The sequence below is a fragment of the Thioclava sp. UBA3469 genome, from assembly GCF_002378135.1.
GTDB lineage: Bacteria > Pseudomonadota > Alphaproteobacteria > Rhodobacterales > Rhodobacteraceae > Thioclava > Thioclava sediminum.
Genome location: NZ_DFRG01000239.1, coordinates 56,345 through 81,505 on the forward strand (window position 1 = coordinate 56,345; position 25,161 = coordinate 81,505).

At 63.7% G+C, this 25,161-nt stretch carries 28 protein-coding genes and 1 tRNA gene; 10 read left to right on the forward strand and 19 right to left on the reverse strand.

The features are described 5' to 3' along the window. Positions 1-20 precede the first annotated feature (20 nt). The gene (locus tag B3D39_RS17245; protein ID WP_256376242.1) at positions 21-1,049 is read right to left on the reverse strand and encodes a LacI family DNA-binding transcriptional regulator; all 1,029 of its coding nucleotides are present in this window, start codon (positions 1,047-1,049) and stop codon (positions 21-23) included. Between the two features lie 328 nt (positions 1,050-1,377). Here B3D39_RS17245 and B3D39_RS17250 point away from each other — a divergent pair. Next, positions 1,378-1,454, forward strand: a tRNA-Arg gene (locus tag B3D39_RS17250). Between the two features lie 57 nt (positions 1,455-1,511). Here B3D39_RS17250 and B3D39_RS17255 read toward each other — a convergent pair. The 4 genes from B3D39_RS17255 to B3D39_RS17270 all read right to left on the reverse strand — a co-directional run bounded on the left by B3D39_RS17255 (position 1,512) and on the right by B3D39_RS17270 (position 4,925). Then, positions 1,512-2,759, reverse strand: a complete 1,248-nt coding sequence (locus B3D39_RS17255) for a saccharopine dehydrogenase family protein (RefSeq protein WP_274962344.1) — start codon at positions 2,757-2,759, stop codon at positions 1,512-1,514. Between the two features lie 51 nt (positions 2,760-2,810). Continuing rightward, a complete protein-coding gene (gene nspC / locus B3D39_RS17260; protein ID WP_274962343.1) occupies positions 2,811-3,905 on the reverse strand; it encodes a carboxynorspermidine decarboxylase in 1,095 nt (364 codons plus the stop codon). Between the two features lie 62 nt (positions 3,906-3,967). Beyond that, the gene (locus B3D39_RS17265; protein ID WP_078550958.1) at positions 3,968-4,672 is read right to left on the reverse strand and encodes a hypothetical protein; all 705 of its coding nucleotides are present in this window, start codon (positions 4,670-4,672) and stop codon (positions 3,968-3,970) included. Further along, entirely contained in the window at positions 4,644-4,925 is a 282-nt protein-coding gene (locus B3D39_RS17270; RefSeq protein WP_274962357.1) for a hypothetical protein, read from the reverse strand. Before B3D39_RS17270 ends, B3D39_RS17265 begins: the two co-directional genes overlap by 29 nt. A gap of 169 nt (positions 4,926-5,094) precedes the next feature. Between B3D39_RS17270 and B3D39_RS17275 the strand changes: the two genes are divergently transcribed. The 3 genes from B3D39_RS17275 (at position 5,095) to B3D39_RS17285 (ending at position 7,602) form a co-directional block, all read left to right on the forward strand. Continuing rightward, entirely contained in the window at positions 5,095-5,646 is a 552-nt protein-coding gene (locus B3D39_RS17275) for a hypothetical protein (RefSeq protein WP_274962342.1), read from the forward strand. A gap of 103 nt (positions 5,647-5,749) precedes the next feature. After that, positions 5,750-6,385 carry a ribonuclease HII gene (locus B3D39_RS17280; RefSeq protein WP_274962341.1) on the forward strand — a complete coding sequence of 212 codons (636 nt, stop codon included), beginning with the start codon at positions 5,750-5,752 and terminating at the stop codon, positions 6,383-6,385. Positions 6,386-6,498: 113 nt separating this feature from the next. Next, positions 6,499-7,602: a site-specific DNA-methyltransferase gene (locus B3D39_RS17285; protein WP_274962340.1), complete on the forward strand. Its 1,104-nt coding sequence runs from the start codon at positions 6,499-6,501 to the stop codon at positions 7,600-7,602. Positions 7,603-7,847: 245 nt separating this feature from the next. Here B3D39_RS17285 and B3D39_RS17290 read toward each other — a convergent pair whose 3' ends face one another. Genes B3D39_RS17290 through B3D39_RS17305 form a run of 4 tightly spaced genes read right to left on the reverse strand, consistent with a single transcriptional unit; the run spans position 7,848 to position 10,174 of the window. After that, entirely contained in the window at positions 7,848-8,237 is a 390-nt protein-coding gene (locus B3D39_RS17290) for a MarR family winged helix-turn-helix transcriptional regulator (protein ID WP_078541755.1), read from the reverse strand. Between the two features lie 53 nt (positions 8,238-8,290). After that, complete coding sequence (locus tag B3D39_RS17295; RefSeq protein ID WP_274962339.1) at positions 8,291-9,118, reverse strand: carbon-nitrogen hydrolase family protein; 828 nt, start codon at positions 9,116-9,118, stop codon at positions 8,291-8,293. 4 nt (positions 9,119-9,122) lie between these two features. Next, complete coding sequence (gene grxC, locus B3D39_RS17300; RefSeq protein WP_078522208.1) at positions 9,123-9,380, reverse strand: glutaredoxin 3; 258 nt, start codon at positions 9,378-9,380, stop codon at positions 9,123-9,125. A 35-nt stretch (positions 9,381-9,415) separates the two neighbouring features. Beyond that, positions 9,416-10,174 carry a ComF family protein gene (locus B3D39_RS17305; protein ID WP_274962338.1) on the reverse strand — a complete coding sequence of 253 codons (759 nt, stop codon included), beginning with the start codon at positions 10,172-10,174 and terminating at the stop codon, positions 9,416-9,418. On the opposite strand from B3D39_RS17305, the gene B3D39_RS17310 reads away from it, so the two are divergent. Further along, the gene (locus B3D39_RS17310) at positions 10,173-11,009 is read left to right on the forward strand and encodes a methyltransferase domain-containing protein (RefSeq protein ID WP_274962337.1); all 837 of its coding nucleotides are present in this window, start codon (positions 10,173-10,175) and stop codon (positions 11,007-11,009) included. The two genes, B3D39_RS17305 and B3D39_RS17310, sit on opposite strands and share 2 nt — an antisense overlap. Here B3D39_RS17310 and B3D39_RS17315 read toward each other — a convergent pair. Together B3D39_RS17315 and otsB are read right to left on the reverse strand one after the other, a co-directional pair. Next, entirely contained in the window at positions 11,001-12,347 is a 1,347-nt protein-coding gene (locus tag B3D39_RS17315) for an alpha,alpha-trehalose-phosphate synthase (UDP-forming) (protein ID WP_078602355.1), read from the reverse strand. The genes B3D39_RS17310 and B3D39_RS17315 overlap by 9 nt on opposite strands. A 14-nt stretch (positions 12,348-12,361) precedes the next feature. Beyond that, on the reverse strand, positions 12,362-13,108 hold the full coding sequence (gene otsB / locus B3D39_RS17320) for a trehalose-phosphatase (RefSeq protein WP_078522212.1): 747 nt from the start codon (positions 13,106-13,108) through the stop codon (positions 12,362-12,364). 113 nt (positions 13,109-13,221) lie between these two features. Between otsB and hemH the strand changes: the two genes are divergently transcribed. Continuing rightward, positions 13,222-14,277 carry a ferrochelatase gene (gene hemH, locus B3D39_RS17325; protein ID WP_274962336.1) on the forward strand — a complete coding sequence of 352 codons (1,056 nt, stop codon included), beginning with the start codon at positions 13,222-13,224 and terminating at the stop codon, positions 14,275-14,277. Between the two features lie 147 nt (positions 14,278-14,424). Continuing rightward, on the forward strand, positions 14,425-14,745 hold the full coding sequence (locus B3D39_RS17330; protein ID WP_274962335.1) for a hypothetical protein: 321 nt from the start codon (positions 14,425-14,427) through the stop codon (positions 14,743-14,745). Between the two features lie 76 nt (positions 14,746-14,821). Here the strand turns inward: B3D39_RS17330 and B3D39_RS17335 are convergent, their stop codons facing one another. Then, entirely contained in the window at positions 14,822-15,427 is a 606-nt protein-coding gene (locus B3D39_RS17335) for a L,D-transpeptidase (RefSeq protein ID WP_274962334.1), read from the reverse strand. A 168-nt stretch (positions 15,428-15,595) separates the two neighbouring features. Here B3D39_RS17335 and B3D39_RS17340 point away from each other — a divergent pair, with 168 nt between their 5' ends. Then, a complete protein-coding gene (locus B3D39_RS17340) occupies positions 15,596-16,111 on the forward strand; it encodes a CAP domain-containing protein (protein ID WP_078522216.1) in 516 nt (171 codons plus the stop codon). A gap of 70 nt (positions 16,112-16,181) precedes the next feature. Here the strand turns inward: B3D39_RS17340 and B3D39_RS17345 are convergent, their stop codons facing one another. The 6 genes from B3D39_RS17345 to B3D39_RS17370 form a co-directional block, all read right to left on the reverse strand. After that, the gene (locus tag B3D39_RS17345) at positions 16,182-16,682 is read right to left on the reverse strand and encodes a L,D-transpeptidase family protein (protein ID WP_274962333.1); all 501 of its coding nucleotides are present in this window, start codon (positions 16,680-16,682) and stop codon (positions 16,182-16,184) included. Between the two features lie 62 nt (positions 16,683-16,744). Continuing rightward, entirely contained in the window at positions 16,745-17,965 is a 1,221-nt protein-coding gene (locus B3D39_RS17350; protein WP_274962332.1) for a class I SAM-dependent RNA methyltransferase, read from the reverse strand. 39 nt (positions 17,966-18,004) lie between these two features. Further along, entirely contained in the window at positions 18,005-19,831 is a 1,827-nt protein-coding gene (locus B3D39_RS17355) for an ABC transporter ATP-binding protein (RefSeq protein WP_274962331.1), read from the reverse strand. A 43-nt stretch (positions 19,832-19,874) separates the two neighbouring features. After that, positions 19,875-21,014 (reverse strand): CCA tRNA nucleotidyltransferase, encoded by a 1,140-nt coding sequence (locus B3D39_RS17360; protein WP_274962330.1) that lies wholly within the window; start codon positions 21,012-21,014, stop codon positions 19,875-19,877. Further along, entirely contained in the window at positions 21,011-21,604 is a 594-nt protein-coding gene (locus B3D39_RS17365) for a CoA pyrophosphatase (RefSeq protein ID WP_078550944.1), read from the reverse strand. Before B3D39_RS17365 ends, B3D39_RS17360 begins: the two co-directional genes overlap by 4 nt. Continuing rightward, on the reverse strand, positions 21,597-22,625 hold the full coding sequence (locus B3D39_RS17370) for an Hsp33 family molecular chaperone HslO (RefSeq protein WP_078550943.1): 1,029 nt from the start codon (positions 22,623-22,625) through the stop codon (positions 21,597-21,599). Before B3D39_RS17370 ends, B3D39_RS17365 begins: the two co-directional genes overlap by 8 nt. Positions 22,626-22,722: 97 nt before the next feature. On the opposite strand from B3D39_RS17370, the gene B3D39_RS17375 reads away from it, so the two are divergent. Continuing rightward, positions 22,723-23,163 (forward strand): NUDIX domain-containing protein, encoded by a 441-nt coding sequence (locus B3D39_RS17375; protein ID WP_078550942.1) that lies wholly within the window; start codon positions 22,723-22,725, stop codon positions 23,161-23,163. 55 nt (positions 23,164-23,218) lie between these two features. On the opposite strand, the gene B3D39_RS17380 is transcribed toward B3D39_RS17375, so the two are convergent. After that, positions 23,219-24,529, reverse strand: a complete 1,311-nt coding sequence (locus B3D39_RS17380; protein WP_274962329.1) for a PP2C family protein-serine/threonine phosphatase — start codon at positions 24,527-24,529, stop codon at positions 23,219-23,221. Positions 24,530-24,679: 150 nt separating this feature from the next. Here B3D39_RS17380 and B3D39_RS17385 point away from each other — a divergent pair, with 150 nt between their 5' ends. Beyond that, the gene (locus B3D39_RS17385; protein WP_274962328.1) at positions 24,680-25,009 is read left to right on the forward strand and encodes an Hpt domain-containing protein; all 330 of its coding nucleotides are present in this window, start codon (positions 24,680-24,682) and stop codon (positions 25,007-25,009) included. The last annotated feature ends 152 nt before the right edge of the window (positions 25,010-25,161 follow it).

The window sequence follows — 25,161 nt, forward strand, 5'->3', positions numbered from 1 at the left end:
CTTGCGCCGCCGCCTTGCGATCAACGTTTACGGATCGTGTCGCCCGGATCGAGGGTCGGCTCCAGCTCGATCACTTCGCCGCCGATCATCCCGCTTTGCGAGCGCCCCGAAATGATCTGCGCCGCCTTGCGGCCGATTTCAGCCCGGCAGGCATTCATCGTGGCGAGTCGCACCGACAACCCGTCGAGCAGTTCCAGCCCGTTGAACCCGGCCAGACCCATCTTGTTCGGCACGTCGATGCCGTTGTCGAGGCACCAGAGCAGACCGCCCGCGCCGATCATGTCGTTGGAATAATAAAGGAAATCGAGATCGGGCGAGCGCTTGAGCATCGTCTCCGTCATCTCGCGCCCTTTCGCGAGCGCCGATCCACCCGCGTAGAACTCGGTGTCGGCCAATTCGATCCCTGCCTTGGCGAGACCTTCCTTGAACCCTTCGAGCCGTTTGCGCGCCCGATGATCCTCGGGCATTTTCGTGCCGAGGAACCCGATCTTGCGATAGCCCGCGGCGATGATCGCCTCGGCCATATGCAGCCCGGCGCGGCGATGCGAAATACCCACGACCGAGTCGATCCCCTCGCCATCGACATCCATGATCTCGACCACCGGAATGCCCGCATTCTGCAGCATGGCGCGCGAGGCGGGCGTGTGCTCGACCCCCGCGATGATCACCCCCGAAGGGCGCCACGAGAGCATCTCATACAGAACCTGCTCTTCCTTCTCGGGCGAGTAATTCGTCACCCCGACGACCGGCTGCAGCCCGGTATCCTCGAGCTCGTCGGACACGCTCGACAGCACTTTCGGGAAGACGAGGTTCGACAGCGAAGGGATGATCACGGCCACGAGGTTCACCCGCTGAGAGGCCAGCGCGCCCGCGATCTTGTTGGGCACATAGCCAAGCGCTTTCGCGGCCTGCAGGACTTTTTCCCGTGTCGCATCAGAGACATCGCCGCGATTGCGCAGCACGCGACTGACGGTCATCTCCGAGACGCCAGAGGCTTCGGAGACATCGCGCAGGGTCAAAGGACGGCGGGTTTCGATAGGGCGAGACAAGGGCGGTTCCTCAAGGTTCTCCTCTTGTTAGCGCCAAACATTTCCCTTGCGCAAGCGAATGATGCCAAGTATGTTAGCGTTAACGGTTGTAGGGTCGGATAATCACCGCCCGATACCTGGAACGACCCGCGCCAGTGTCGGATTCGTCACGGCGAGGGATGCGAAAGGGGGCGCAGTGGGCCAATTTGCGCTCCCTTTTCTTTCTTTCCCCCGAAATCCTGAAATTTCTGCACGACCCGCAGGCATAGGAATATGCGCGCGGTTTTCTGTTGCAGCGCAGCGATGGACTTGCGCCACAAGCTCTTTGGCGGCATCAAAGGCGCAGCGCGGTCCCGTGGCTCAACTGGATAGAGCAGCCCCCTCCTAAGGGGCAGGTTGCAGGTTCGAATCCTGCCGGGATCGCCAATCAGACATGAAAAAGGCCCGCGCGATGCGGGCCTTTCGTGTTTCTGGTGCGACCGCTTAAAGCTCGGTCCAGCCCTTGTCCTCGCCCTTGAGCCCGCCGACCATCACGCGGGTGGGCAGACCGATCCGGTCGAGCTGGGTGAAGAAGGGCTTGGGGTCCATCTCTTCGACGTTTTTCATCGTCTTCGCATCCCAGTCGCCCTGCGCGATCAGGATCGCGGCGGCGACCGGCGGCACGCCCGCCGTGTAGGAGATGCCCTGCGAGCCGACTTCCTCATAGGCCTCTTTGTGATCGGCGACGTTATAGACGAAATATTCCACGTCCTTGCCGTCCTTGGTGCCTTTCACCAGATCGCCGATGCAGGTCTTGCCGGTGTAATCGGGCGCGAGGCTCGACGGGTCGGGCAGCACGGCCTTCACCACTTTCAGCGGCACTACTTCCAGACCTTCCGCGGTTTTCACCGGCTGTTCGGACAGCAGGCCGAGGTTCTTCAGCACGGTAAAGACGTTGATATAGTGATCGCCGAAGCCCATCCAGAAGCGCACATCGGCCTGCGGATAGTTGGTCGCCAGCGAATGCACCTCGTCATGGCCCGACTGATAGGCCTGGGACGGGCCGACGACGGGCAGATCCCATTTGTGGCCCGAGGCGAACATGCTCGTCTCTTTCCACTGCTGGTCTTCCCAGTAATAGACGACGCCGGTGAATTCGCGGAAGTTGATCTCGGGATCGAAATTGGTCGCGAAATACTTGCCGTGCGAGCCTGCGTTGATGTCGACGATGTCGATCGACTTCACCTCGTCCATCTGGTCGATCGCGAAACGCGCATAGGCATTCACCACGCCCGGATCGAAGCCCGCGCCGAGGATCGCGGTCACGCCATGCTCGGTGCACAGGTCGCGCTTCTTCCACTCGTAATTGGCATACCACGGCGGGGTTTCGCAGATCTTGTCGGGCTCTTCATGGATCGCGGTGTCGATATAGGCGGCGCCCGTCGCGATGCAGCCGTCGAGCACGTGCATGTTCACGAAGGCGGTGCCCACGTTGATCACGATCTCGGATCCGGTCTCGCGGATCAGCGCGGCCACCGCCTCGGAATCGGTCGCATCCACCTCATGCGCCTCGAACGTGCCGTCCACCTTCATCGCGCCCTTTTCACGCACGCTGTCGATGATGGCATCGCATTTCGATTTGGTGCGCGAGGCGATATGCAGATCGCCAAGGATGTCGTTATTCTGCGCGCATTTATGCGCCACGACTTGGGCGACGCCGCCCGCTCCGATGATGAGCACGTTCTTTTTCACTTCGGCTGTCTCCTTTTTCTGCGGACAGGGGAAGGGGGCTCTTGTGGGCCCTCAGGACAATGAGGCGCGATAATCCTCATAGGTGAAGTCGCGAATCCGGTCGATGTTCCCATCTTCGCGGCGGATGGCGATGGCGGGCATCGCCACGCCGTTGAACCAGTTCTTCTTGACCATCGTGTAACCGGCGGCATCGGCAATCGAGATACGGTCGCCGATTTCGAGCGGTTTGTCGAACCGCGCCTCGCCGAAGATGTCGCCCGCGAGGCAGGTCTTGCCCGCGATCTGGTATTCAAAATCGCCGTGTTGCGGCAGCTTGGCGGTCTCGCGATAGATGAGCAGATCGAGCATATGCGCCTCGATGCTGCTGTCGACGATGGCGATCTTCTTGCCGTTATCGAGAATGTCGAGCACCGTCACCTCGAGCGAGGCGGTCTGCGTGATCGACGCCTCGCCGGGCTCGAGATAGACCTGCACGTCGAAATCCTCGGAGAACTTCTTCAGTCGGTCGGCGAGCGCGTCCAGCGGGTAATCGTCGCCGGTGAAATGGATGCCGCCGCCGAGGCTCACCCATTTCAGACGCTTCAGGATATCGCCGAACTCCGCCTCGATCCGGGAAAGCTGATGATCGAACAGCGCGAAATCCGCGTTCTCGCAATTGTAGTGGATCATCACGCCCGAGATGCGGTCCATCGCCGCTTCCAGCCGCTCGGCATCCCATTCGCCCAGACGCGAGAACGGCCGCGCCGGATCGGCCAGATCGAAACCGGAGGTCGAAAACCGCGGGTTCAGGCGCAGGCCACGTTCGATATGCGCGGCCTTGTCGCCAAAGCGATCCAGCTGGCTCAGCGAGTTGAAGATGATCTTGTCGGCATAGCCGATAGCCTCGTCGATCTCGTGATCGGCCCAGGCGACCGAATAGGCATGGGTTTCCTTGCCGAATTTCTCACGACCCAGATGCAGCTCGAACAGCGAGCTGGAGGTCGTGCCATCCATGTAGGGCTTCATGATGTCGAAGGCCGACCAGGTCGCGAAACATTTCAGCGCCAGCAGGGCTTTCGCGCCGGACCGCTCGCGCAGACGCTCGATCTTGCGCATGTTCTCGCGCAGGCGCGCCTCGTCGATCAGGTAGAAGGGCGTGTCGGACATGGCTCTCCCTCGGGTCAACAGACCCTGCGATATAGGGCGCATGTGACAGTGGCGCAACCGGATCAGTCGACTCGGATCGCATCCTTGGCCACGCTAAGTGCATAGCCTTTGCGGGAAATGTTGCGCACGAGAAGCTCGCTGACGAGCTGATTTCCGAGACTGTCGCGCAGGCGTTTGATCCGCGTGGCGCCCGCCGCCTCGTCGCAATCGGCCTCGTCCCGGCCCGAGATCATCGCCTCGATCTGCACGCCGGTGAGGATGTCGTCGTCCATCCGCGCCTCGGCCAGCACCGACAGCGTCTCGATCGCCGCCGGGGTCAGGGTGAAGCCCATATCGTTGAGCATCACCGCGTTTTCGCCCCGCAGGATGCGTAAGGACTGCACTTCGATCCCGGCGCGGCGAATCTCGGTCATCCGCTTGTTCAGCGCGATCAGCAGCAGAAGGAAGACGATCGTCGCGATCAGAAGCGCGGCGGCGAAGATCAGCAGAATGAAGATGATCACCCGGTAATTCGCCAGCACATCCGAGAACGCGGTGCCCGACTGTGCCAGCACCTCCAGCAGCTTGATCTCGGCTTGTGAGGTCAGATTGTCGTTCTGCACGAAGATCTGCTCGACCCGCGCGTTGAACGCATCCGCGTTCGGCAGATTCGCGAACAGCAGCACCGCGGCCACGGCGAGAATCGCGACCACGGCCACGATCCCGCCCACGACCGCGCGCGAACCGAGTCGTAAACTATCAGTAACGGAGGAAATATTGTCCGGCACTGGCCTTCCTTTGCTCCAAGCCATCGGGGCCGAATGTGGAGAGAACCGTCAGCAAGGTCCACCCATCGGCTTTCAGCTTCGGCGCCAATTCGCGCGCCGCCGCCTTTTTCGAACAGGCCGAGTCAGAGACCTGCGCCACCCCGTATTGCAGCTGCAACGGGTTGTCGCGCTTGGCCTTGTAATCGGCATAGCACTCGGCCTGCGCGACCGAGGCAGAGGCGAGAAACGCCAATATGAGGACTACGTGTTTCATGTGGAACACGCTGCGCTCAACGCCCGTGTTATTCAATAGCCAAAGGGGGTTGGCCCGCCTGTTATCCGATAGCAGGGGGCCGTTATTGCCTGACTTTCGCCCCTCGGCCCAATCTCGGTTCATCGACGTCATGCGGCCTTCCGGGCTGCCGAGTGAAAGGACCGAAGCCATGAGCCTCAAGACCAAGGCCACCGCCGCCATCACCGCCCTCGCCCTCGCGCTGGGCTCCGTCGCAATCAGTGCTACGCCCGCCGCCGCGCTGGGCAAGAAGGACCGTCAGGCGCTGAGCATCCTGCTTGGGGTCGGGGCTGCTGCGCTGCTCCTCGACGGGATGAACAAGAAGGATCACAAAGCGAAGAAGGCGCAGCCGCGCTACGAGAGCTGGCAGGACCGCCAGCGTCGTCTGGCGCGCGAACGCCGCGAGCGCGAGCGCCGCGAAGCCGAAGCTCGCCGCCAGCGCGCGCAGGAGCGTTACGACCGCGACCACCGTCGCTATAGCCATGATCGCGACCGCATCCGTCTGCCCGCGCAATGCGTGCAGCGTGTGAAGACCGGCCGGGGCTGGGGCGAGGTGGTTTCCGCCTCCTGCCTCGATCGCCGCACCGAGCGCCGCCTGCCCGCCAACTGCGCCTTCACGATGAAGACCGGCCGTCACGGCGTCGAGAAAGTCTATGGCAGCAACTGCCTCGAGGATCGCGGGATCCGTCTCAGCCGGCGTTAAGTGATGCGGCAGACGCCATAAGAGCGTCGTCGAGCAGTGCGGGGGCCTTCGGGTCCCCGCTTTTTCATTGAACAGGCCTGCCGTTCCGGGGCATTCCGAACTCATGGCACAGAACCCCGATTTCTCTTTCGAAGAAGCCGCCTTCGCGCGCGGCCTGACCATCGTTGCAGGCGTGGACGAGGTGGGCCGCGGTCCGCTTTGCGGTCCGGTGACGGCAGCGGCGGTCATTCTCGATCCCGCCCGCATTCCCGAAGGTCTCAACGACTCGAAGAAGCTCAACGCAAAGCGCCGCGCCGATCTGGCCGCGCAGATCATGGACTGCGCCGAGTTCTGCGTGGCCCATGCCAGCGTCGAGGAAATCGACGAACTCAATATCTACCACGCCTCGCATCTCGCGATGTGCCGCGCGGTCGAAGGGCTGACCCGCGCCGCCGATCATGTCCTTGTCGACGGCAACCGCGTGCCGCGCGACCTGAAGTTGTCCAGCGAGCCGGTCGTGAAGGGAGACGCCCGCTCCTTGTCGATTGCGGCGGCCTCGATCCTCGCGAAAGAGGCCCGCGATTTGCTCATGGTGGATTTGGCGCAACAGTATCCGGGCTACGGCTGGGAGCGGAATGCGGGCTACCCGACCAAGGACCATCTGCAGGCGCTTCTAGATTTAGGGGTCACCCCCGTTCATAGACGAAGCTTCAAGCCGGTCCACAATATCTTGTGCCAAGCTAATTATATAACCCCTTGATTCAAAAAAGAAATTGACGATGAATCGCCTTTGACTCATTTTTATAGCCATAGATCGGCACAAAGCCGGCTCCCAGATATTGGGCCCTGAGGCGGGCAGTTAAGAGGCTAAAAATGGCAAAGACCAAGACTCCGGTGGTGCGCAATGCACTGCCCCTGAACGAAATTCTGGATGGCGATTGCATCGAGATGATGAACTCGCTGCCCGAGGACAGTGTGGACCTGATCTTCGCCGATCCGCCCTACAATCTACAGTTGCGCGGTGACCTGCACCGCCCCGATAATTCCAAGGTCGACGCGGTCGATGACGCTTGGGACCAGTTCGGCTCCTTCGCGCATTACGACAATTTCACCCGCGACTGGCTGAAGGCCGCGCGCCGCATCCTCAAGCCGAACGGCGCGATGTGGGTGATCGGCTCCTATCACAACGTGTTCCGCATGGGCGCAGAGCTGCAGAACCAGGGCTTCTGGATTCTCAACGACGTCGTGTGGCGCAAGTCGAACCCGATGCCGAACTTCCGCGGCAAGCGCCTGACCAACGCGCATGAGACGCTGATCTGGGCGTCGAAATCCGAAGGCGCGAAATACACCTTCAACTACGAGGCGCTGAAATCGCTCAATGAAGGGGTGCAGATGCGCTCCGACTGGGTGATCCCGATCTGCAATGGCGGCGAGCGTCTGAAGGATGCGAACGGCGAGAAAGCCCACCCGACCCAAAAGCCCGAGGCGCTGCTGCACCGTATCCTCGTCGGCACCACCAATCCCGGCGACGTGATCCTCGACCCGTTCTTCGGCACCGGCACGACCGGCGCCGTGGCGAAGATGCTCGGCCGCGATTTCATCGGTATCGAGCGCGAAGAGGCGTATCGCGAAGTCGCGCTCAAGCGCCTCGCCAAGATCCGCAAGTTCGACAAGGAAGCGCTGGAAGTTTCCACCTCGAAACGCGCCGAGCCGCGTGTGCCCTTCGGCCAGCTGGTCGAACGTGGGATGCTGCGCCCGGGCGAAGAGCTCTATTCGCTCAACGGTCGGCACAAGGCCAAGGTCCGCGCCGATGGCACGCTGATCGGCGACGACGTGAAAGGCTCGATCCATCAGGTCGGCGCCCATCTCGAAGGCGCGCCGAGCTGCAATGGCTGGACCTACTGGACGTTCAAGCGCGATGGCAAACAGGTCCCGATCGACCTGCTGCGCCAGCAGATCCGCGCCGAGATGAACTGAGGCTCAGCCCTCTCTCAAGAATTAGAAGTTACCGCCGGTGCCGAGGGCCGCTCCTCGGCACGCGCCTTGCCCCGCCGTGCGAAACGGCGGGGTCTTTTCGTTTGAGAAAGAAGAGGGGGCTCTGCCCCCGCGCGTGCCGCGCTCCCCCGGGATATTTGAACAAGAGCGAAGAGCCGGATTTCGGCTTGGCGGAAATATCCCGGGGTGAATGGCCGCAGGCCAGAGGGGCAGCGCCCCTGCCGCATTCAGGCCTGGCCGAGGCGGGCGCGCAATTCGCGCAGCACCGGCAGGGTGGCGCGGACCTTATCGGGGCCGAGATCGCGCACGATCCCTCCGATGATCGGCATCAGCGAGGCCAGAGCCGCATCGCGCGCCCGCCGACCGGAGGGCGAGAGCGATACCCATTTGCGCCGCGCATCGTCCCAGTCGGGCCGGATATGCACATGTCCCGCCCATTCCAGCTTGGCGAGCGTGTTGGTCATCGCACCGCGGGTCACATGCAGCGCCTCGGCCAGTTGGGCGGGCGTGCGCTCTTCGTTGATATGGGCCAGCAGGTTGAGCACCGAGAAATGCGAGATCTCCATGCCCTTCGGCAGGGCGCGGCTCACGACGTTGCGCGCCAGCTGATCGGCCATGAAGACCTCGGCGAACAGCGTCGCGGCGAGCGGATCGTTCTCGGGCGGGGTGCTCACGGTCCGTCGAAGCTCCGGTCATGGAAGAGGGACCGCAGGCGCGCGCGCACCGCGTCCACCTGATCGAGATCGAGATCGACGAGGGTCACGCCGGGCTCGGTGCCGCCATCGGCCAGAACCTTGCCCCACGGATCGACCGCCAGCGAATGGCCCCAGGTCCGGCGCGGCCGACCGCCATGCGCGGCATGGGTGCCGCATTGCGCGGGCGCCAGCACGAAGCAGGTATTCTCGATCGCGCGGGCACGCACCAGAACCTCCCAATGGGCGGCCCCGGTCGTGTCGTTGAACGCCGCCGGGATCGTCAGCACCTGCGCCCCGGCCTGCGCCAGCGTCCGGTAAAGATGCGGGAAGCGCAGGTCGTAGCAGACCGACAGGCCCAGCTGGGCGTATTTCGTGGCGCCCAGAACCGCCTCGCGCCCAGGGCGGTAAGCCTCAGATTCGCGGTAGCGTTCGGTCTCGGACACGTCCACGTCGAACATGTGGATCTTGTCGTAGCGGGCTTTAATATTGCCCTTGCGCCCGATCAGGAAGGAGCGATTGGCGAAGCGCGCATCGTCCCCCGATTTCAGGCAGAGCGAGCCGATCAGGATATAGACGCCAAGGCGCTCTGCCTCGTTGCAAAGCGCCTCCAGCGTCGGATCGTGATGCTCGTGATGCAGGGCCGCGTTCTGATGGGCGCGATCCGACGAGATCAGATTGGTGCATTCCGGCGTCGCGATCAGCTGCGCACCTTTCGACGCGGCATCGCGGATGAAGTCGAGCGTGACCGGCAGGTTCTGTGCCGGATCATCCGTTACCGAAAGCTGAACGAGCGCCGCCTTCATCGCGTCAGCTCGCCAGCATCTGATCGAGCTTGCCCGAATGTTCGAGCGCATGCAGCTCGTCGCAGCCGCCGATCGGCTCGTCGCCGATGAAGATCTGCGGGACGGTCCGGCGGCCATTCGCGCGCTGGGTCATCGCGGCGCGCAGTTGCGGCTCGCGGCCGACATCGGTTTCCTCGTAGGAGATGCCCTTCTTGTCCAACAGGCGCTTGGCCATGATGCAGAAGGGGCAGGTGCTGGTGACGTAGATTTCGACGCGTTTCATTCTCAATTCCCTTTGGTCTGCGAGACTATAGGGATTTAGGGTGCCTTCGCAACGCGTGCCAGTGTCACAGTGCAGATCGGCTCTGCACCTGCGCTCAACGCCGCCTCCGTCGCGGCGGAAAGCGTGGCCCCCGAGGTCATCACGTCATCGACGATAAGGAGCGGGCGCCCGCGCAGCAGCGCGGCGCGGCGCGGCGTGACGGTGATCGCGCCGTCGAGATTGGCGTGCCGCTCATCGCGGGTTTTGCCCTTCTGGCTCGACGTGGGGCGGGCGCGGGTGAAGAGATCGGCGCAATAGGCGTGCCCGGTGCGGTGGGCCAATGCGCGCGCCAGCTCCGCCGCTTGATTGTAGCGCCGTCGCAGCAGCCGCAGCCGATGCAGAGGGATCGGTGCGATCAGCGTGTCGGGCGTCAGCAGCGGTCCGGCCGCCCGCGCCATCCAGTCGGCCAGCGGCGGCACCAGATCGAGCCGGTCGCCATGTTTCAGCGCTAGCACAAGATCGCGCCCGGTGCCCGAGTAATGCATCACCGTGCGTCCCCGCGCCCAGGGCCGCGGATGGGTGAGGCAGTCATCGCAAAGGATGGCCGTCTCGCTTTCGCCGGGCAGCGGCGTGCCGCAGGCGTCGCAGACCGTTCCGCGCGCGAAAGTGGCCTCGGACCAGCACGCACCGCAAAGGCCGAAATCCGTACCGACCGCGTCGCCGCAGGCGATGCAGCGCGGCGGGAAGAGCGCGCGCAATCCCAGACGTCCCGCCGCTAGCATCCGGCTTCGAACCTCGTTAAGGGTTTCTGCCATGGATACGCCGCCCCTTCTGACCGACCGCGCCGCGCTCGAGCGCCACAGACTTCGCGCCGCCCGTGCGCCCGAACTGTTTCTGCATGAGGACGCGGCGGCTGAACTTGAGGAAAGGCTGCAAGAGGTTAACAGAACCTTTACGGAGCCGGCGCTGATCGCCGCTTTTCCCGAGCCGTGGCGCGAAATTCTTCCCGAGGCGAAGATCGTGGCCGATACGGATGTGCTCGATCTCGAGGAAGGCGCGCATGATCTGGTGGTCCACGCGCTGTGTCTGCATTGGGCGAATGATCCGGTCGGGCAGATGGTGCAGGCGTCGCGTGCGCTGAAACCCGACGGGCTTTTCATCGGCGTGATGTTCGGCGGTCAGACTCTCAATGAGCTGCGCGCGGCGCTGGCGCAGGCCGAGGCCGCGATCACCGGAGGCCTGAGCCCGCGGATCGTGCCGATGGGCGAAATTCGTGATCTCGGCGCGCTGATCCAGCGGGCGGGGCTGGCGCTGCCGGTGGCCGATGCCGTGACACGCAAGGTGACCTACGAGACGCCGCTGCGGCTGTTGTCGGACCTGCGCGCGATGGGCGAGACCAATGCGCTTGCCGCCCGCGATCGCCGCTTCCTGCGCCGTGACGTGCTGACCGAGGCGCTGCGACTTTATATCGAGACCTATCAGGAGCCCGATGGCCGGGTGCGCGCGACCTTCGATATGGTCTGGCTCACCGGCTGGAAGCCGCATCCCGATCAGCAAAAACCGTTGCGTCCGGGGTCCGCGGCACAGCGGCTCGCCGATGCGCTGGGCACCACCGAACGCCCGAGCGGCGACAAGCCCGGCTCAGCCTAGCGCGTCGAGGAAAGACTTCGACCACCAATGCACGTCATAGGTGGTCAGCCCCGTCATCAGCGACCGATAGCGTTCCCGCCGTTCGCCGCGCGACATCATCAGCGCGGTCAGCATCGAGGTCGCGACCTGTTCGGGATCGTGCGGGTTCACCATCAGCGCCGCATCCATCTGCTCGGCCGCGCCCGCGAATTGCGACAGCATCAGAACGCCGGGATCGTCGGGGTTCTGCGCCGCAATGAACTCCTTCGCCACGAGGTTCATCCCGTCCATCAGGGGTGTCACCAGCGCGACATGCGAGGCGCGATAGAGCCCCGCCAGCACTTCGCGCGGCACTGCGCGGTTGATGAAGCGGATCGGGACCCATTGGATGTCGGCGAATTGGCCGTTGATGCGGCCCGAGAGATGCTCGGTCTCTTCGCGAATATCGTCATAGGCCTGCACGCCCTCGCGGGTCGGCGGCGAGATCTGCAAGAGCGAGACGTAACGATGCCAGTCCTCGTGCCGCTCGAGAAATTCGCCGAATGCGCGGAAGCGATGCGGCACACCTTTGGAATAATCCAGCCGGTCGACGCCGATCATCAGCCGGCGGTGATCCTTCACGATCCCGGCGGGCAGTTTATCGAACTCGGTCTCCGCCAGTTCCTGAAACTCTCGCGCATCGATCGAAATCGGGAACGCGGCGATCCGGCATTGGCGGGGCGAGAGGTGCACGTAGCCCGCGCCCAGATTGGAGGCGTCGGCGATCTCGATCATCGAGTGGAGACAGGCGCGCACGTCGCGCTCTGCCTGAAGGCCCACGAGGTCGTAATTCGCGATCCACTGGCAGACCTCGCGCCCGTTGGGCAGGGCCTGCATCGCGGTCGGGCCGGGGAAGGGCGTGTGCAGGAAGAAGCCGATCGGATTGGTCACGCCCATCAGGCGCAGCTCGTAGGCCAGCGGCAGCAGATGGTAATCCTGCACCCAGATCCGGTCATTGGGCTTGAGGAACGGTGCCACGAGTTTCGCGATCCGTCGGTTCACCTGCTTGTAGACGCCCAGATATTCCTGATGGATATCCATCAGATCGGCGCGACCGTGGAACAGCGGCCAGAGCACCGAATTCGAATATCCCGCGTAATAGTTGTCCTGCTCTTCCTCGGTCAGATCGAAGCAGTAGCGCTTGAACGGCCCGCCCTCGATCTCGCGCAACTCTGCGGCAGGCGTGTCGGCAATCTCGCCCGAGGTGCCGATCCAGATGCCGCCGGTTTCCTCCAGCACATCGCCAAGCGCCACGACCAGGCCGCCCGAGGGATTGGCCCCGGTGGGAATGCGGTTGGAGATGCAGATCAGGCGGCCCATTCGTCGTTCCTTATTCAGCGTGCCACGGCAGCGGCGAGCCAGGCGCGGACATCCATCGGCTCGTCAAGGTGATAGCGCGCGACGCTCTCTCCGTCACCGACCTTGATGCCGAAGCCGCCATGCGCCTCTGCCCAGGCCAATGCGGGCTCGTCGGTCGTGTCGTCGCCCGCATAGACCGGATTGCGACCGCCGAACTGCACGAGGTCGGACAGGATCGCCAGGGCGCCATCCTTCGAGAACCCCTCGGGACGGATTTCGACCGCCATTTTCGCGGGCTGGATCGTGAAACCGTCATAGCGCGCGGTCAGCTCTTCGGTGAAGGCTTCCACTTTGCCTTGCTTGGCGGGGTTGGAGCGGAAGTGGATCGCGGCGCCGTGGCTCTTGTCTTCAAAAATGAGATCGTGGTCCTGAGCGAACCCGGCCAGATCCTCTTTTACCGCGCCCAGATGTTGTGGGGTCTCGGCCATCGGCGGCTCCATTCCGCGCGCTTCCGAGCCGTGGGAGCCGACCATCAGCCCGTCGAACCCGTCGAGAAAACGTTCCAGTTCGTGCAGGGATCGCCCCGAGACAACCGCGAGCGCCCCATTGAGCGCCTCAGAGAGTTGTTCGAGCAAACGCGGCAGATTTTGCGGCACGATCACCGCATCCGGGCGGGGCGCTATGTCCACCAGACATCCGTCGAAATCTAGGAACAACGCGTCTCGCGACGGGTCGAGAGCGGGCGGGGCCGGTTTTTTCCCGGTCATGTCATCCATTGCCATGTGAAGACCGTAAGTGATCCTGTCCCGGTTGAATAGGCCGCATTGGCACAGATCGGGAAACCCGTTAAGTCGGGTGGAAGTTCCGCGATAAATGACGACAGGACAGTGACACGATGACCAACGCCGCAAATCCGCGCCTTGCCCATGCCCCCGCCGATCACCCGCCCGTCAAGGAAGCGAAGATCGGTCTGCTCGTCGCCAATCTCGGAACCCCGGACAACACCGATTACTGGTCGATGCGTCGCTATCTGAACGAGTTCCTCTCGGACCGGCGCGTGATCGATTACCCGGCATGGAAATGGCAGCCGTTGCTGCAGCTCATCATCCTGTCGAAGCGGCCTTTCACCTCGGGTGCGAACTACAAGACGATCTGGAACAACGAGGCGGGCGAAAGCCCCCTGATGACGATCACCAAGCAGCAGGTCGCGAAGCTGCGCGATGCGGTCTCGGCGCGCTACGGTCAGGAGGTCGTCGTCGATTACTGCATGCGCTACGGCAATCCCTCGACCCAGTCCGTCGTCGACCGGATGGTCGAGCAGGGCTGCGAGAAGATCCTGTTCCTGCCGCTTTATCCGCAATATGCGGGCGCCACCTCGGCCACCGCGAACGATCAGTTCTTCCGCGCGCTGATGAAGCAAAAGCGCCAGCCCGCCGCACGCGTCGCGCCGGAATATTTCGACAAGCCCTCCTATATCGACGCACTCGCGCAATCGGTGGAGCGGGTCTATGCCACGCTCGACGAGAAGCCCGACGTGTTGGTCGCCTCCTATCACGGGATGCCAAAGCGCTATCTGATGGAAGGCGACCCCTACCATTGCCAGTGCCAGAAGACCTCGCGTCTGCTGCGCGAACGGCTCGGCTGGGACAAGGACGGGATCGACACGACCTTCCAGTCGGTCTTCGGCACCGAGGAATGGCTCAAGCCCTACACGGTCGAGCATGTCGCGGAGCTGGCGAAGCAGGGCAAGAAGAACATCGCAGTGATCTCGCCCGCCTTCAGCGCGGATTGCATCGAGACGCTCGAAGAGATCAACGGCGAAATCCGCGAGGCATTCGAGCACGCGGGCGGTGAGAAATTCACCTATGTCCCCTGTCTCAACGACGACGATCTGCACATCGAGGCGCTGATGGAGGTGGTCGGAGAAAACCTCGCCGGTTGGATCGACTGATAAAACTGTCGCGATCTGCGACGTCCTGCCTCACAGATTCGTGAGTGTCTTTTCTTATAAGTTCTGACGCGGGGGCAAGGGATCGCCGTGAAGGCGTACCCTGCGGACCGGCAACGACCGGGCCGCTCAGAGCAGAAAGGAAAGAGAATGCTCAAGACTATGGGACTGGTCGCCTTGGCGGCTCTCTATGCTGGCGCTTCCTGGGCCGGGCACGCAAATCCGTGGGCGACCGAGGATGACGTGATTTACAACCAAGAGCACGAGGATAACCTCGTGAAATCCATCGATACGCCCGGCGAAGACGAGATGCTCGGCGTCATGGTACGAAGCACCCATGGCAAGCTCGACGGCTTGACGGGCGGTTCGGGATCGGGCGGCGGCACTGGCGGCGGCACGGGTTCGGGCAGCGGCGCTGGTGGTTCGGGCGGCGGGTCCGGCCATGGCGGCGGCAAAGGTGGTAACCACTGACCCCTATCCAATGAATTGAAAACCCTCGGGACTGCGTGGTCCCGAGGGTTTTACTTTGTCCGATCGGCGGCGCGGCTCAGATCAGCAGCACCTGCGTGCCGATCTTCGCGAAGCCGAACAGCTCCTGGATATGTTCGTTGTACAGACCGATACAGCCGTTCGAGCTTTTGCGGCCGATTTTGCGCGTGTCATGCGTGCCGTGGATTCGGTAATAGCGCCACGAAAGATACAGCGCATGGGTCCCCAGCGGGTTATCGGGGCCCGGCGGCACGTAATCGGGCCATTCCGGATTGCGCTTCTTCATCGAGGGCGTGGGCGCCCAGCTCGGCCCTTCGACCTTGCGGATCACCGAGGTCCGGCCGCGCCGCGTCAATTCTTCCGATACCGGTACCGAGGTCGGATAGAGGCGGTAGATCGACTGATCCGCCGACCAGTAATGCAATGCCCGCGAATGGGTATCCACAAGGATCGCCCCACCGCGAAGGTTCGAGAAGTAGGGTTGCCAGTCGCGGTTCTGGAAGCTCGAAATATTGCGGCGCTGGTTGGTAAAGGCGTTCGTCTCGAACTGCTCCTGACCGTAATCGGGCGTTTGCGCACGGGCGGGCAGCGCGAGCCCAGCACCAAGGCAGGCGGCGGCGCCGAGGAAGGCGCGGCGATCGAAAGGCTTGCGCGTATTGGGCATCTCGGGCTCCGGGTTCGCGATGGGGTCAATTGCGATAAATATAATGTGATCGCGCGGCGGCGGCAAATCAAACTGGCGGGGATGTGCCCGCAAAGCGACAGAGGGGTTTGCGCGGCTGGGGACAAGCGTGTAATGCAGATTGACGTTTTAACGAGGGACGGACCAAAGATGTTGCGCGCTTCTGTATTTGCGGTCTCCGCGATTGTGGCTCTGGCGGCTTGCCAGCCGACCGACACGCAGCCCAAGCTCGGGCCCGATGGCCTGCCGCTGCCGAAAGTCTACAACATCACTGCGAGCGATCGCTCGGTGATCCCGCAGCGCGTGCTTGAATCCGTGAACAGCCTGCGTTCGGCGCGCGGTGCTGCGCCGCTGGTGCTGAACGACGCGCTGACCACGGCGGCGCTGGCCCATTCCAAGGACATGGCCGTGCAGAACCGCCCGTGGCACTGGGGCTCCGACGGCTCCTCGCCGCTGAGCCGCGCGCAGCGCGCCGGCTATCCGGGGCAGGTGCTGGGCGAGAATATCTCCGAGACCTACGAGACCGAGATGGAGACCCTCTCGGCCTGGATGAAGGTCGCCGATACGCGCGACGTGATCCTGAACCCCGCGGCGACGCAGATGGGCTTCTCCTGGTATCAGGAGCCGTCCGGCAAGATCTGGTGGACGATGGTCACCGGCAACTGAGCCGAAGATCCGCTGCAAGCAAAAAGGGCCCCACGTGGGGCCCTTTGTCATTTCCGAGGGGATGTTGCGATCAGGGGAAGATGAAGATCGGCGTGCCGTCGCGGACCATCGCGTAGATGTCGCTGATTTCCTTGTCCTTCACCGCGATGCAGCCCGCGGTCCAGTCGCGACCCTTGCCTTTGTTCTTCCCGTCGCGGCCATGGATGAAGATGTCGCCGCCCGCCTTCTTGCCCTGCGATTCTGCGAAGGCCACCTGCTGCGGATTCGGATAGCTGATGCCGATCGACAGGTAATAGGCCGAATTCGGATTGCGCCGATTGATGTAATAGAGCCCTTCCGGGGTCTTGCCGTCGCCCTCGAACCGCTTCGGCCCGACCGGATCGCCGCCAAGGCCGATCTTGTACTTCTCCAGCACCTCGTCGCCATGCAGCAGATACATCATCCGCTGCGACTTGAAGATCTGGATCTGGGTCACGGCGGGGCCGTTATAGGATTTGAATTTGCTGGAATCGCCACAGGCGGCCAGCGTGGCAAGGGCGCATCCGCCCAAGAGGAGGGTTCGACGGTTCATGTTCGGCCTGTATTCGGAGACTGCTGTTTTGCAGTCTTTCTACCCGATTTTCGCCGTCGCATCTAGCGGGTGAAAAGGGCCGCAAGCTCCACATGAGCGGAAAACCGGAATTGATCCACCACCAGCAGCTTGTCGAGCGTGAAGCCCGCCGCGATCAGCGTCTCGGCGTCGCGTGCGAAGGTGACCGGGTTGCAGGAGACATGGACGAGCCGCTTGAGCTTCGACGCCGCGATCTCGGCGATCTGGGCCTGCGCGCCAGCCCGCGGCGGGTCGATCACCACCGCGTCGAACTTTGCCAGCTCGTCGGGCAGAAGCGGACGGCGGAACAGGTCGCGCGCCTCGGTGGAGACCCGGTGCAGGCCCTGCGACTGACGCCAGCCCTGATCGAGTGCCTCGGTCATCGCCGCGACCCCTTCGACCGCATGCACCTCGGCCAGTTCGGCCAGCGGCAGCGAGAAGGTGCCGCAGCCTGCGAAGAGATCGGCCACCTTTTTCGCATTGCCAATCGCCGCTTTCGCGAAGGCGGTCAGCACCGCTTCGCCGTGATGGGTGGCTTGCAGGAAAGCGCCCGGCGGCGGCACGACCTTGGCCTTGCCGAATTGCTGGATCGCCGGGCGGCGGCCCGCGATGACCTGTCCGTTCCAGCTGAGCCGGGCGAGATCGTGGCTGCGCGCCAGACCCGACAAAGCCTCGAATTGGGCCGTATCAGGGTCTTTTCCGCCCTGTGCCGCCAGTTCCAGCCCGGCCTCCGACAGGGTCAGGGTGAAGGCGATTTCGCCTTTGCGCGAGCCTGCAATCGCGGTGGCCTCGTGCAGCATCGGGATCGCGGCCAGCAGCTCGGGCCGCAGGATCAGGCAGTTCGGAATCTCGACGACCGTGTCCGAGGCGCGGGCGTGAAACCCGACCAAGGTGCCCTTCTTCGTGCGCCGTCCCGAAAGCGTCGCCCGCCTGCGGGAATTGAGCGGCGAGGTCGCGATGGTCATCTCCGGCACGGGCAGGTTGCGCGCGGCCAGTGCCTGACGCACCACGTCCATCTTCCATTCGGCGGTGAACGCCTCGGATGCGTGCTGCATCGAACAGGCCCCGCAGGAGCGGTAATGCGGGCAGGGCGCTTTGACGCGGTCGGGCGAGGGCGTCACGATCTTCGGCTGCGCGATGCGGCCGTCGATCACCTCGCCCTCGACCACTTCACCGGGAAGCGCCATGGCGACATGCACGGTCCCCTCGGGGCCATGGGTCACGCCGTCGGCATGCAGGGACAGTCGCTCGATTTCGTAGGTCATGCGCCTTCTCTAGCTGCGCGGCGCGGGTCAGAAAAGACCCTATTCCGCCGCATCCTCCGCGTCGTCGCAGGTCAGGAAGCCGCCGGACTGACGCGCCCAGTAGCGCGCGTAGAGCCCGTTCATCGCCAGCAGCTCGTCATGGCTGCCCTGCTCGACGATCCGGCCTTCCTCCAGCACCACGATCCGGTCCATCTCGGCAATGGTGCTGAGGCGATGGGCAATCGCCAGCACGGTCTTGCCTGCCATCACCCGGTGCAGCGCGCTTTGGATCTGCGCCTCCACTTCCGAGTCGAGCGCCGAGGTCGCCTCGTCCAGCACAAGGATCGGCGCGTTCTTCAGAAAGGCGCGGGCAAGGGCGATCCGCTGGCGCTGGCCGCCCGACAGCTTCACCCCACGCTCGCCCAGCTTGGCGTCATAGCCGCGATTGCCCTCGTGATCGGCGAGGCCGCGGATGAAGTGGTCCGCTTCGGCTTGCTTCGCGGCGGCGATCATCTCCTCCTCGGTGGCGTCGGGCTTGCCGTAGAGGATGTTCTCCCGTGCCGAACGATTGAACATCGCCGTTTCCTGCGTGACCATCGCGATGTTGCGGCGCAGGCTCTCCTGCGTGACCTCGCGAATATTCTGCCCGTCGATCAGAATAGACCCTTTTTCGGGGTCATAGAGCCTCAGCAGCAGCGCCACGAGCGTCGATTTCCCCGCGCCCGAGGCCCCGACGATCCCGATCCGCTCGCCATCCGCGATGGTCAGATTGATATCCGCGATCCCGCCGCTGCGACGCCCATAGGCGAAATCGATATTGTCGAACTGGATCTCACCTTCCACGTGGCGCAGCGTGCGAGCATCGGGCGCGTCGGTCAGGTCGTGCATATGCGCGAGCGTCCGCATCCCGTCCTCGGCCTCGCCGATATGGGTCCAGACGGACATAAGCGCCTGACTGACCCAGCCCGACATCTGCGACAGTCGGATCGCGATGGCGCCCGACGTGGCGATGGCCCCCGCAGTCGCCTCGCCCTGCGACCAGAGCCAGATCGCACCGCCCACCAGCATCACCGGAACGATCCCGGCATAGGCCATCTGCACCACGCGATAGAGGCTTTGGACCATGCCGAAGGAATAGGTCTTCTGGCGGAACTTCTGCATCGCCTCCAGCGCGGCGCGATCCTCGTGCTCCGCATGGGCGAACAGTTTCACCGTCTTGATATTGGTGACCGTGTCGACGACCTGCCCCGTCACCATCGCCCGCGCCGAAGCTCGCTCGCGCGAGCGTCCGCGGATATGGGGCAGGAAAAGGCGGATGATCAGGTAGAGTCCGAAGGTCCAGAACACGAGACCCACGGCTCCCCAACGGTCGATCTGCGCCAGAACGATCAGCGAGCCGACGATCGACGCCAGTGCGAAGAGCCCGGTATTGATGATCTCGGTGACGGTATCGGTGACGGCGCGCGCGGTCTGCATCTGCTTCTGCGCAATGCGCCCGGCGAAGTCGTTGTCGAAGAAGGTGACCGATTGGCCCATCGTCCAGCGGTGCAGGCGCGACAGCACCAAGGGCATCACATTGGGGCTGATCAGCAGGTTGTTGGTGGCGGAGCTGATGCCGAAGGTCAGGGGACGGATCAGCAGGAAGAACGCGACGAACAGAACTAGAAGCCCGACATTGGCCCCGATCACCGCGGCGCGTTCGCTGTTGAGCGCCGCGTCGATCACCTGACCCAGAAGCCAGGCGGAGACCACCTCCATCACGCCGGCGATGGTCGTGCCCAAGCTGGCCACGGCAATCGCGCCCCAGCTGCCCTTGAGGCACCAGCGGAAGAAAGCGCCAAGCTGGCGCGGCGGAGCGCCTTCGGCGGGGGAGAAGGGATCGAACATGAGTCTCTCTTTCCTCTCCCGATATAGTCGATTGCGGGGCGGTTCAAAGCGCGGCGAGCAAATCCTCGCGCGCCAGCGTAAATCCGGAGGCGATCCAGCGCGCTTCAAGCGCCTTAAGCGTATCTCCCAAAGCCTTGCCCTCATAGCGGGGCATCAGGTCTTTAGCTTGCACTGGAAATTGCTGTTTTGCGCCGAAATAGACCCTGTTTTGCCAGCCCTCCGGCATTTCCTGCCCCATCAGCGCATGGCGCAGAAGAAGCGCATCGGCCCCGGTCTCGGCCCCGAGTCTATATCCAAGGACCGCCGCGTCCTCACCGTCGGACAGCGAGGCGCGCAGGGCCTCGAGCTGCCTTGTGTCCTTCTTCGACAGGCGTAGCCGCTCGGCCACGTCTTCGCCGCCAATCGCCGCCAGCCTGCGGATCGGATCGGCGGGACGATCCTCGAGATGGACGAGCGGACCGAGCGCGGTCGCATCCGCGCCGGGCAGCACGGCCGTGAGAACCCCGCATTGCGCCATCGCCGCCACCGCGTGAACCGGATCGGGCGCGGCCAGCAACTTGCGCATCTCGCCGCCAAGCCGCTCGCGCGAAAGCGTTTCTATTCCGGCGATATTCTCGGCACAGGCGGCCAGCCCGTCAGGGTCGAGATCGTGCCCATACCACGCGGTAAACCGGAAGAAGCGCAGGATGCGCAGGTAGTCCTCGCGGATGCGCTCCTCCGCCTCGCCGACGAAGCGCACGTGGTGCGCCGCCAGATCTTCCAGTCCCGTTCCCAGCGGGTCGAGAATCGTGCCGTCCGAGCGGGCATAGAGCGCGTTCATCGTGAAATCGCGTCGCGCCGCGTCCTCCGCGATATCGTCGGAAAACGCGACCGTGGCGTGCCGCCCATGCGTCTCCACATCGCGGCGAAAGGTCGTGACCTCATGCGGATGACCGTCCGCAACCACCGTGACCGTGCCGTGATCGACCCCGGTCGGCACCGGCTTCAAACCGGCCGCCTTCGCAAGTTCGATCACCCGCTCGGGGCGCGCATCGCTGGCGATGTCGATATCGTTGACCGGCGCGCCCAAGGCGCTGTTGCGCACGCAGCCGCCCACCAGAAGCGCCTGATGCCCGCCCTCTTCGAGCATCTTCAGCACGCGTTGGGTCGGCTCTGCCTCGATCCAGTCTCCGGTCAATCTCATTCCGCCATCCGGTCCGCCAATGAGCGCAATATACGCGCGGTGGCGCCCCAGATGTAATAGGGCCCGTAAGGCGCCACGAAATAGCTGCGCCGGGAGCCGCGCCAGCGGCGCGACTCGACGCGAAAATTCCCGGGCGTGATATGCGAGAGCGGCACGGTGAACGCCTCGGCCACCTCGCCCGCTTCGGGGATGACCTCGAAGGGCGTGTGGATGCGCGCCAGCACCGGCGTCACCAGAAAGGACGTCACGGTCTCATGCGGATCGAGCGTGCCCAGCACCTCGACATGGGCGTGGGGCAGGCCGATCTCTTCCTGCGCCTCACGCAGAGCCGCGCCGACCGGGCCTTCGTCATCGGGATCGACCTTGCCGCCGGGAAAGGCGATCTGGCCGGGGTGATGGCGCAGATGCGAGCTGCGCTTCGTCAGATGCAGGCGCGGCTCCGGCCCGAACGTATCGAAGGCGACGAGAACGCCCGCAGGCCGCAGCTTGCGGCCCTCGGGCAGGATCACTTCCGGGTTCAGATCGTAATCCGAAGAGGGCCGCCCCGGTCGCGCCAAGGCGTCGAGAACCGGGGCGAGGGGATCACTCATTCGATCCCTCGTCCCCCGCTTCGCGCAGCGATCCGTCGGGGTTTTTCTGCGCCTCGAAGCCGAGCGTCAGCGGATCGAAAATGTAATGCGCGCCGCAGAACTGGCAGTCCGCGGTGACCGTGCCCTCATCGGTGGTCATATGCGCGATGTCGCGCGCCGAGTAGATCGAGAGCGACTGACGCACGCGATCGGCCGAGCAGGTGCAGCCGAACTCCACCCGCTGCGGATCGAAGACGCGCGGCCGCTCTTCGTGGAACAGGCGCACCAGCAGCTCGGTCGGCTGCACGGTCGGGCCGATCAGCTCCATATCCTCGACCGTGTCGAGCAGGATATTGGCGCGCGCCCAGTTCTCGCCTTCCTCGCCTTCGAGAATGTCATCGGCGGTCAGCAGGCCCTGATCGCCCGAGCCTTCCTGAGCGGCGAAGGGCGAGGCCGGCGGCATATGCTGCAGCATCACGCCGCCTGCGCGCCAGCTTTCGCCCTGACCGGGCAGGATCGAGCGCCCGAAGGACAGCGAGAACCGCGTGGGCAGCTGTTCGGATTGCGCAAAATAGGCCTCGGCGCAGGCGCGCAGCGAGCCTTCGGACAGTGGCGTGATGCCCTGATAGGGGGTCGTGCCTTTGCCTTGGTCGATCAGGATCGCAAAGTAACCCTGCCCGATCTGTTCGAATGGGTCGGCCTTGGGATCGAGCTTTTCTTCATCAAAGCTCGCCCAGGCCCGGATGCGGGCGGGCGCGCCCTCCTTCTCGGGGGCGTAGTAATCGGTGGCGATGATGCGGATCGGGCCGTTGCCGCGGATTTGCAGCGATAGCTTCCAGCGCAGCTTGACGGTCTGGCCGATCAGCGCGGTCAGAAGGGCGGCTTCGGCCACCAGCATTTCGACCGCGCGGGGGTAATCATGTTGCGACAGGACGGTGTCGAGCACGCCGTCGAGGCGGGCAACCCGGCCGCGGATGTCAGAGCGGTCGAGCTGAAACGGCAGAACTGTATCGTCCCATGCGATTTGGGATAGCTTGGACATGGTGCTCCTGAGGGGCTCAGAGGGGTTTTCGGGCGGCGCGGAGCCTGCCATACAGCCCCAATATAGGCGCGGCAACCGCAGACCCAAGGGAGAGCACATGATCGCGAGGTTCGGAGAGCGGGTGAAATCCGGTCAGCAGTATCGTTTGCGCCCCGGTGCCTACGCGATTCTGATCCGCGACGGGCGGGTGCTGCTGACCCATCAGGCGCATCCCATACCGGAGTTTCAATTGCCCGGCGGCGGGATCGATCCGGGGGAGGGGCCGATCGAGGCGCTGCACCGCGAGGTCTTCGAGGAAACCGGCTGGGCGATTACGGGGCTGCGCCGTCTCGGAGCCTATCGGCGTTTCACCTATATGCCCGAGTATGAGTTCTGGGCGGAAAAGCTTTGCTCCGTCTGGCTCGCGCGCCCGGTGCTGAAGCGCGGTCTGCCGCCAGAACCGCACCACACGGCGCATTGGGCCGATCCCGAAGAAGCGCTCGAACTGCTCGCGAATGAAGGCGAACGCGCGTTTTTCCAACGGTTCGTCCGTCGCTGAATAGTTTTGGGCGGTTCGTTCGCCTCAGATGTAGCTGAGCTGGTGCGTTCTCCTCTCAAGTCTCCCCGGGGGAATGGTCTCTGCAGTCTGACCCAAGCTCCGAACGTCGCTCGGTGCTGCCGGGGCCGTGAAATTCCAATACGCCAGCCGAGACATCGTCCCCGATTTCACCCTCCGCGAATGCCTCGGTCGCCCAATAGAGTGCATCCAGAAGCCCGGGCCCCGGCATCTGGGAAAACTTGCGGAGCATCCGGGCCAGCCGGGTTTGATCGATCATCTCGCCGCTGCGGTCGCTGGCTTCGGTAATCCCGTCCGAGACCAGCACCAGCCGATCGCCCGGGGTCAGTTGAACCGTGAGCGTCTCGTATTCGGCGCCCTCGATCAGGCCGATGGGAAGCCCGCCCTCGCCGAAAAACTCTACTGTGCCGTTGCGCCGTTGCAGGACCGGGTAGGGGTGGCCCGCCTGAACCAATTCCGCCTTGCCGGTGCGCAGGTCGACATCAGCATAGATAAGGGTGAAGTAGCTCTCGGTGCTCATCTCACTCAGCACGAGATCGTTGAGGCGCTGAGCGAGCTCCGCCGGGCGTCGTCCGCGCAATTCGCCCAGTGCGTTGCGGTAAATCGCGAGGTTCTGGCTGGGGGTGGTGCCGGAGAAGTAGCCTGCGACCCGCGCCATCATCAGGGCGGAGGTGATCCCGTGCCCCGACACGTCGATGCCGTATAGGCCCACCCGGCGCTCATTGATCGGAAAGAACCCGACGAGGTCTCCGCCGACATGGCCTGCGGGCCGCAAGAGCAGCGAGACATCCGCCGCCTCGAACCGCGCGTGTCGTGTCCGCACGAGGCTTTGTTGCAGTTTGCGTGCCTCTTGCAGGTCGCGGTCGATCACCTCCTGTGCCTCTCGTAACAGGCGGTTCTTCTCGCTCAACTCTTCCTGCATGGTCAGGATGCGGGCGCCCGCGCTCAGTCGCGCCCGAAGCTCCGCTCCGTTGACCGGTTTCGACAGGAAATCATCGGCGCCGCTTTCCAATCCACGCGTGACGTCCGTCTTGTCGGCCTTGGAGGTCAGGAGGATGAAATAGCCGTAACTTCGCCGCGGTAAGCCCCGGAAGACGCGGCAGAATTCAGGGCCGCTCATCCCCGCCATCATCCAATCCGAGATCACGATATCGGGCTCGCATTGGGCGCAGATCGCGATCGCCTCCTCCGCGCTTTCAGCTTCGCTCACCTGGTAACCGGAGCGGGACAGCTGCGCCGAGAGGATGCGGCGCTGCATACGGCTGTCGTCCACGACGAGAACGTGCCGCGCAGCGCCCGCCAATGGTCGTCCGCCCGCATCTGCGGGGGCCTCTTGTCTTTGCACCATCTGCATCATCCGAAACCTCTGCCCTCACGAAACCGCAAACTCCCTAAGATTCGGTGAAAACCAGCCCGGATCAGACGTTAAGAAAATCGAAAGGCTGCGGCGCTACGGTCAGTCTCGGGTGGAGTCGGATCGAGTGGCCTGGAGGGCGTGATGATTGATTGGGATCGGGTGCAGGAACTGCGCTCGGAAATTGGCGCCGATGGCTTTGCCGAGGTCGTGGACCTTTTTCTCGACGAGGTCGAGGCCGTGGTGATGGGGCTTGGCGGACGTCCCGACCGGGTCGAAGAGGATTTGCACTTCTTGAAAGGGTCCGCCTGGAATCTCGGGTTCCGCGATTTCGGCGGGGCCTGTCAGCAGGGAGAACGAATGGCCGCCGCCGGACGCGCCGTGGAGGTCGATCTGAGCGCGATCCGCGAGACCTATAGCCTGTCCAAGACGCAGTTCATGGGGCGGTTATCGGAGTTCACTCCGGCGGCATAGGGCGCGGTGCTGAGCAGTTTGAGCTGCGCCGAGCACATATTGCACGAAGCTGCACCCGTTGGGCGCGGGTGCGGCCATATTTTGGGAATTGGCGTGCCTATCGCGGGCCGTAAGCGCAGGAGTCGAGAATGTAGAAAAGGCTCCACAGTCCA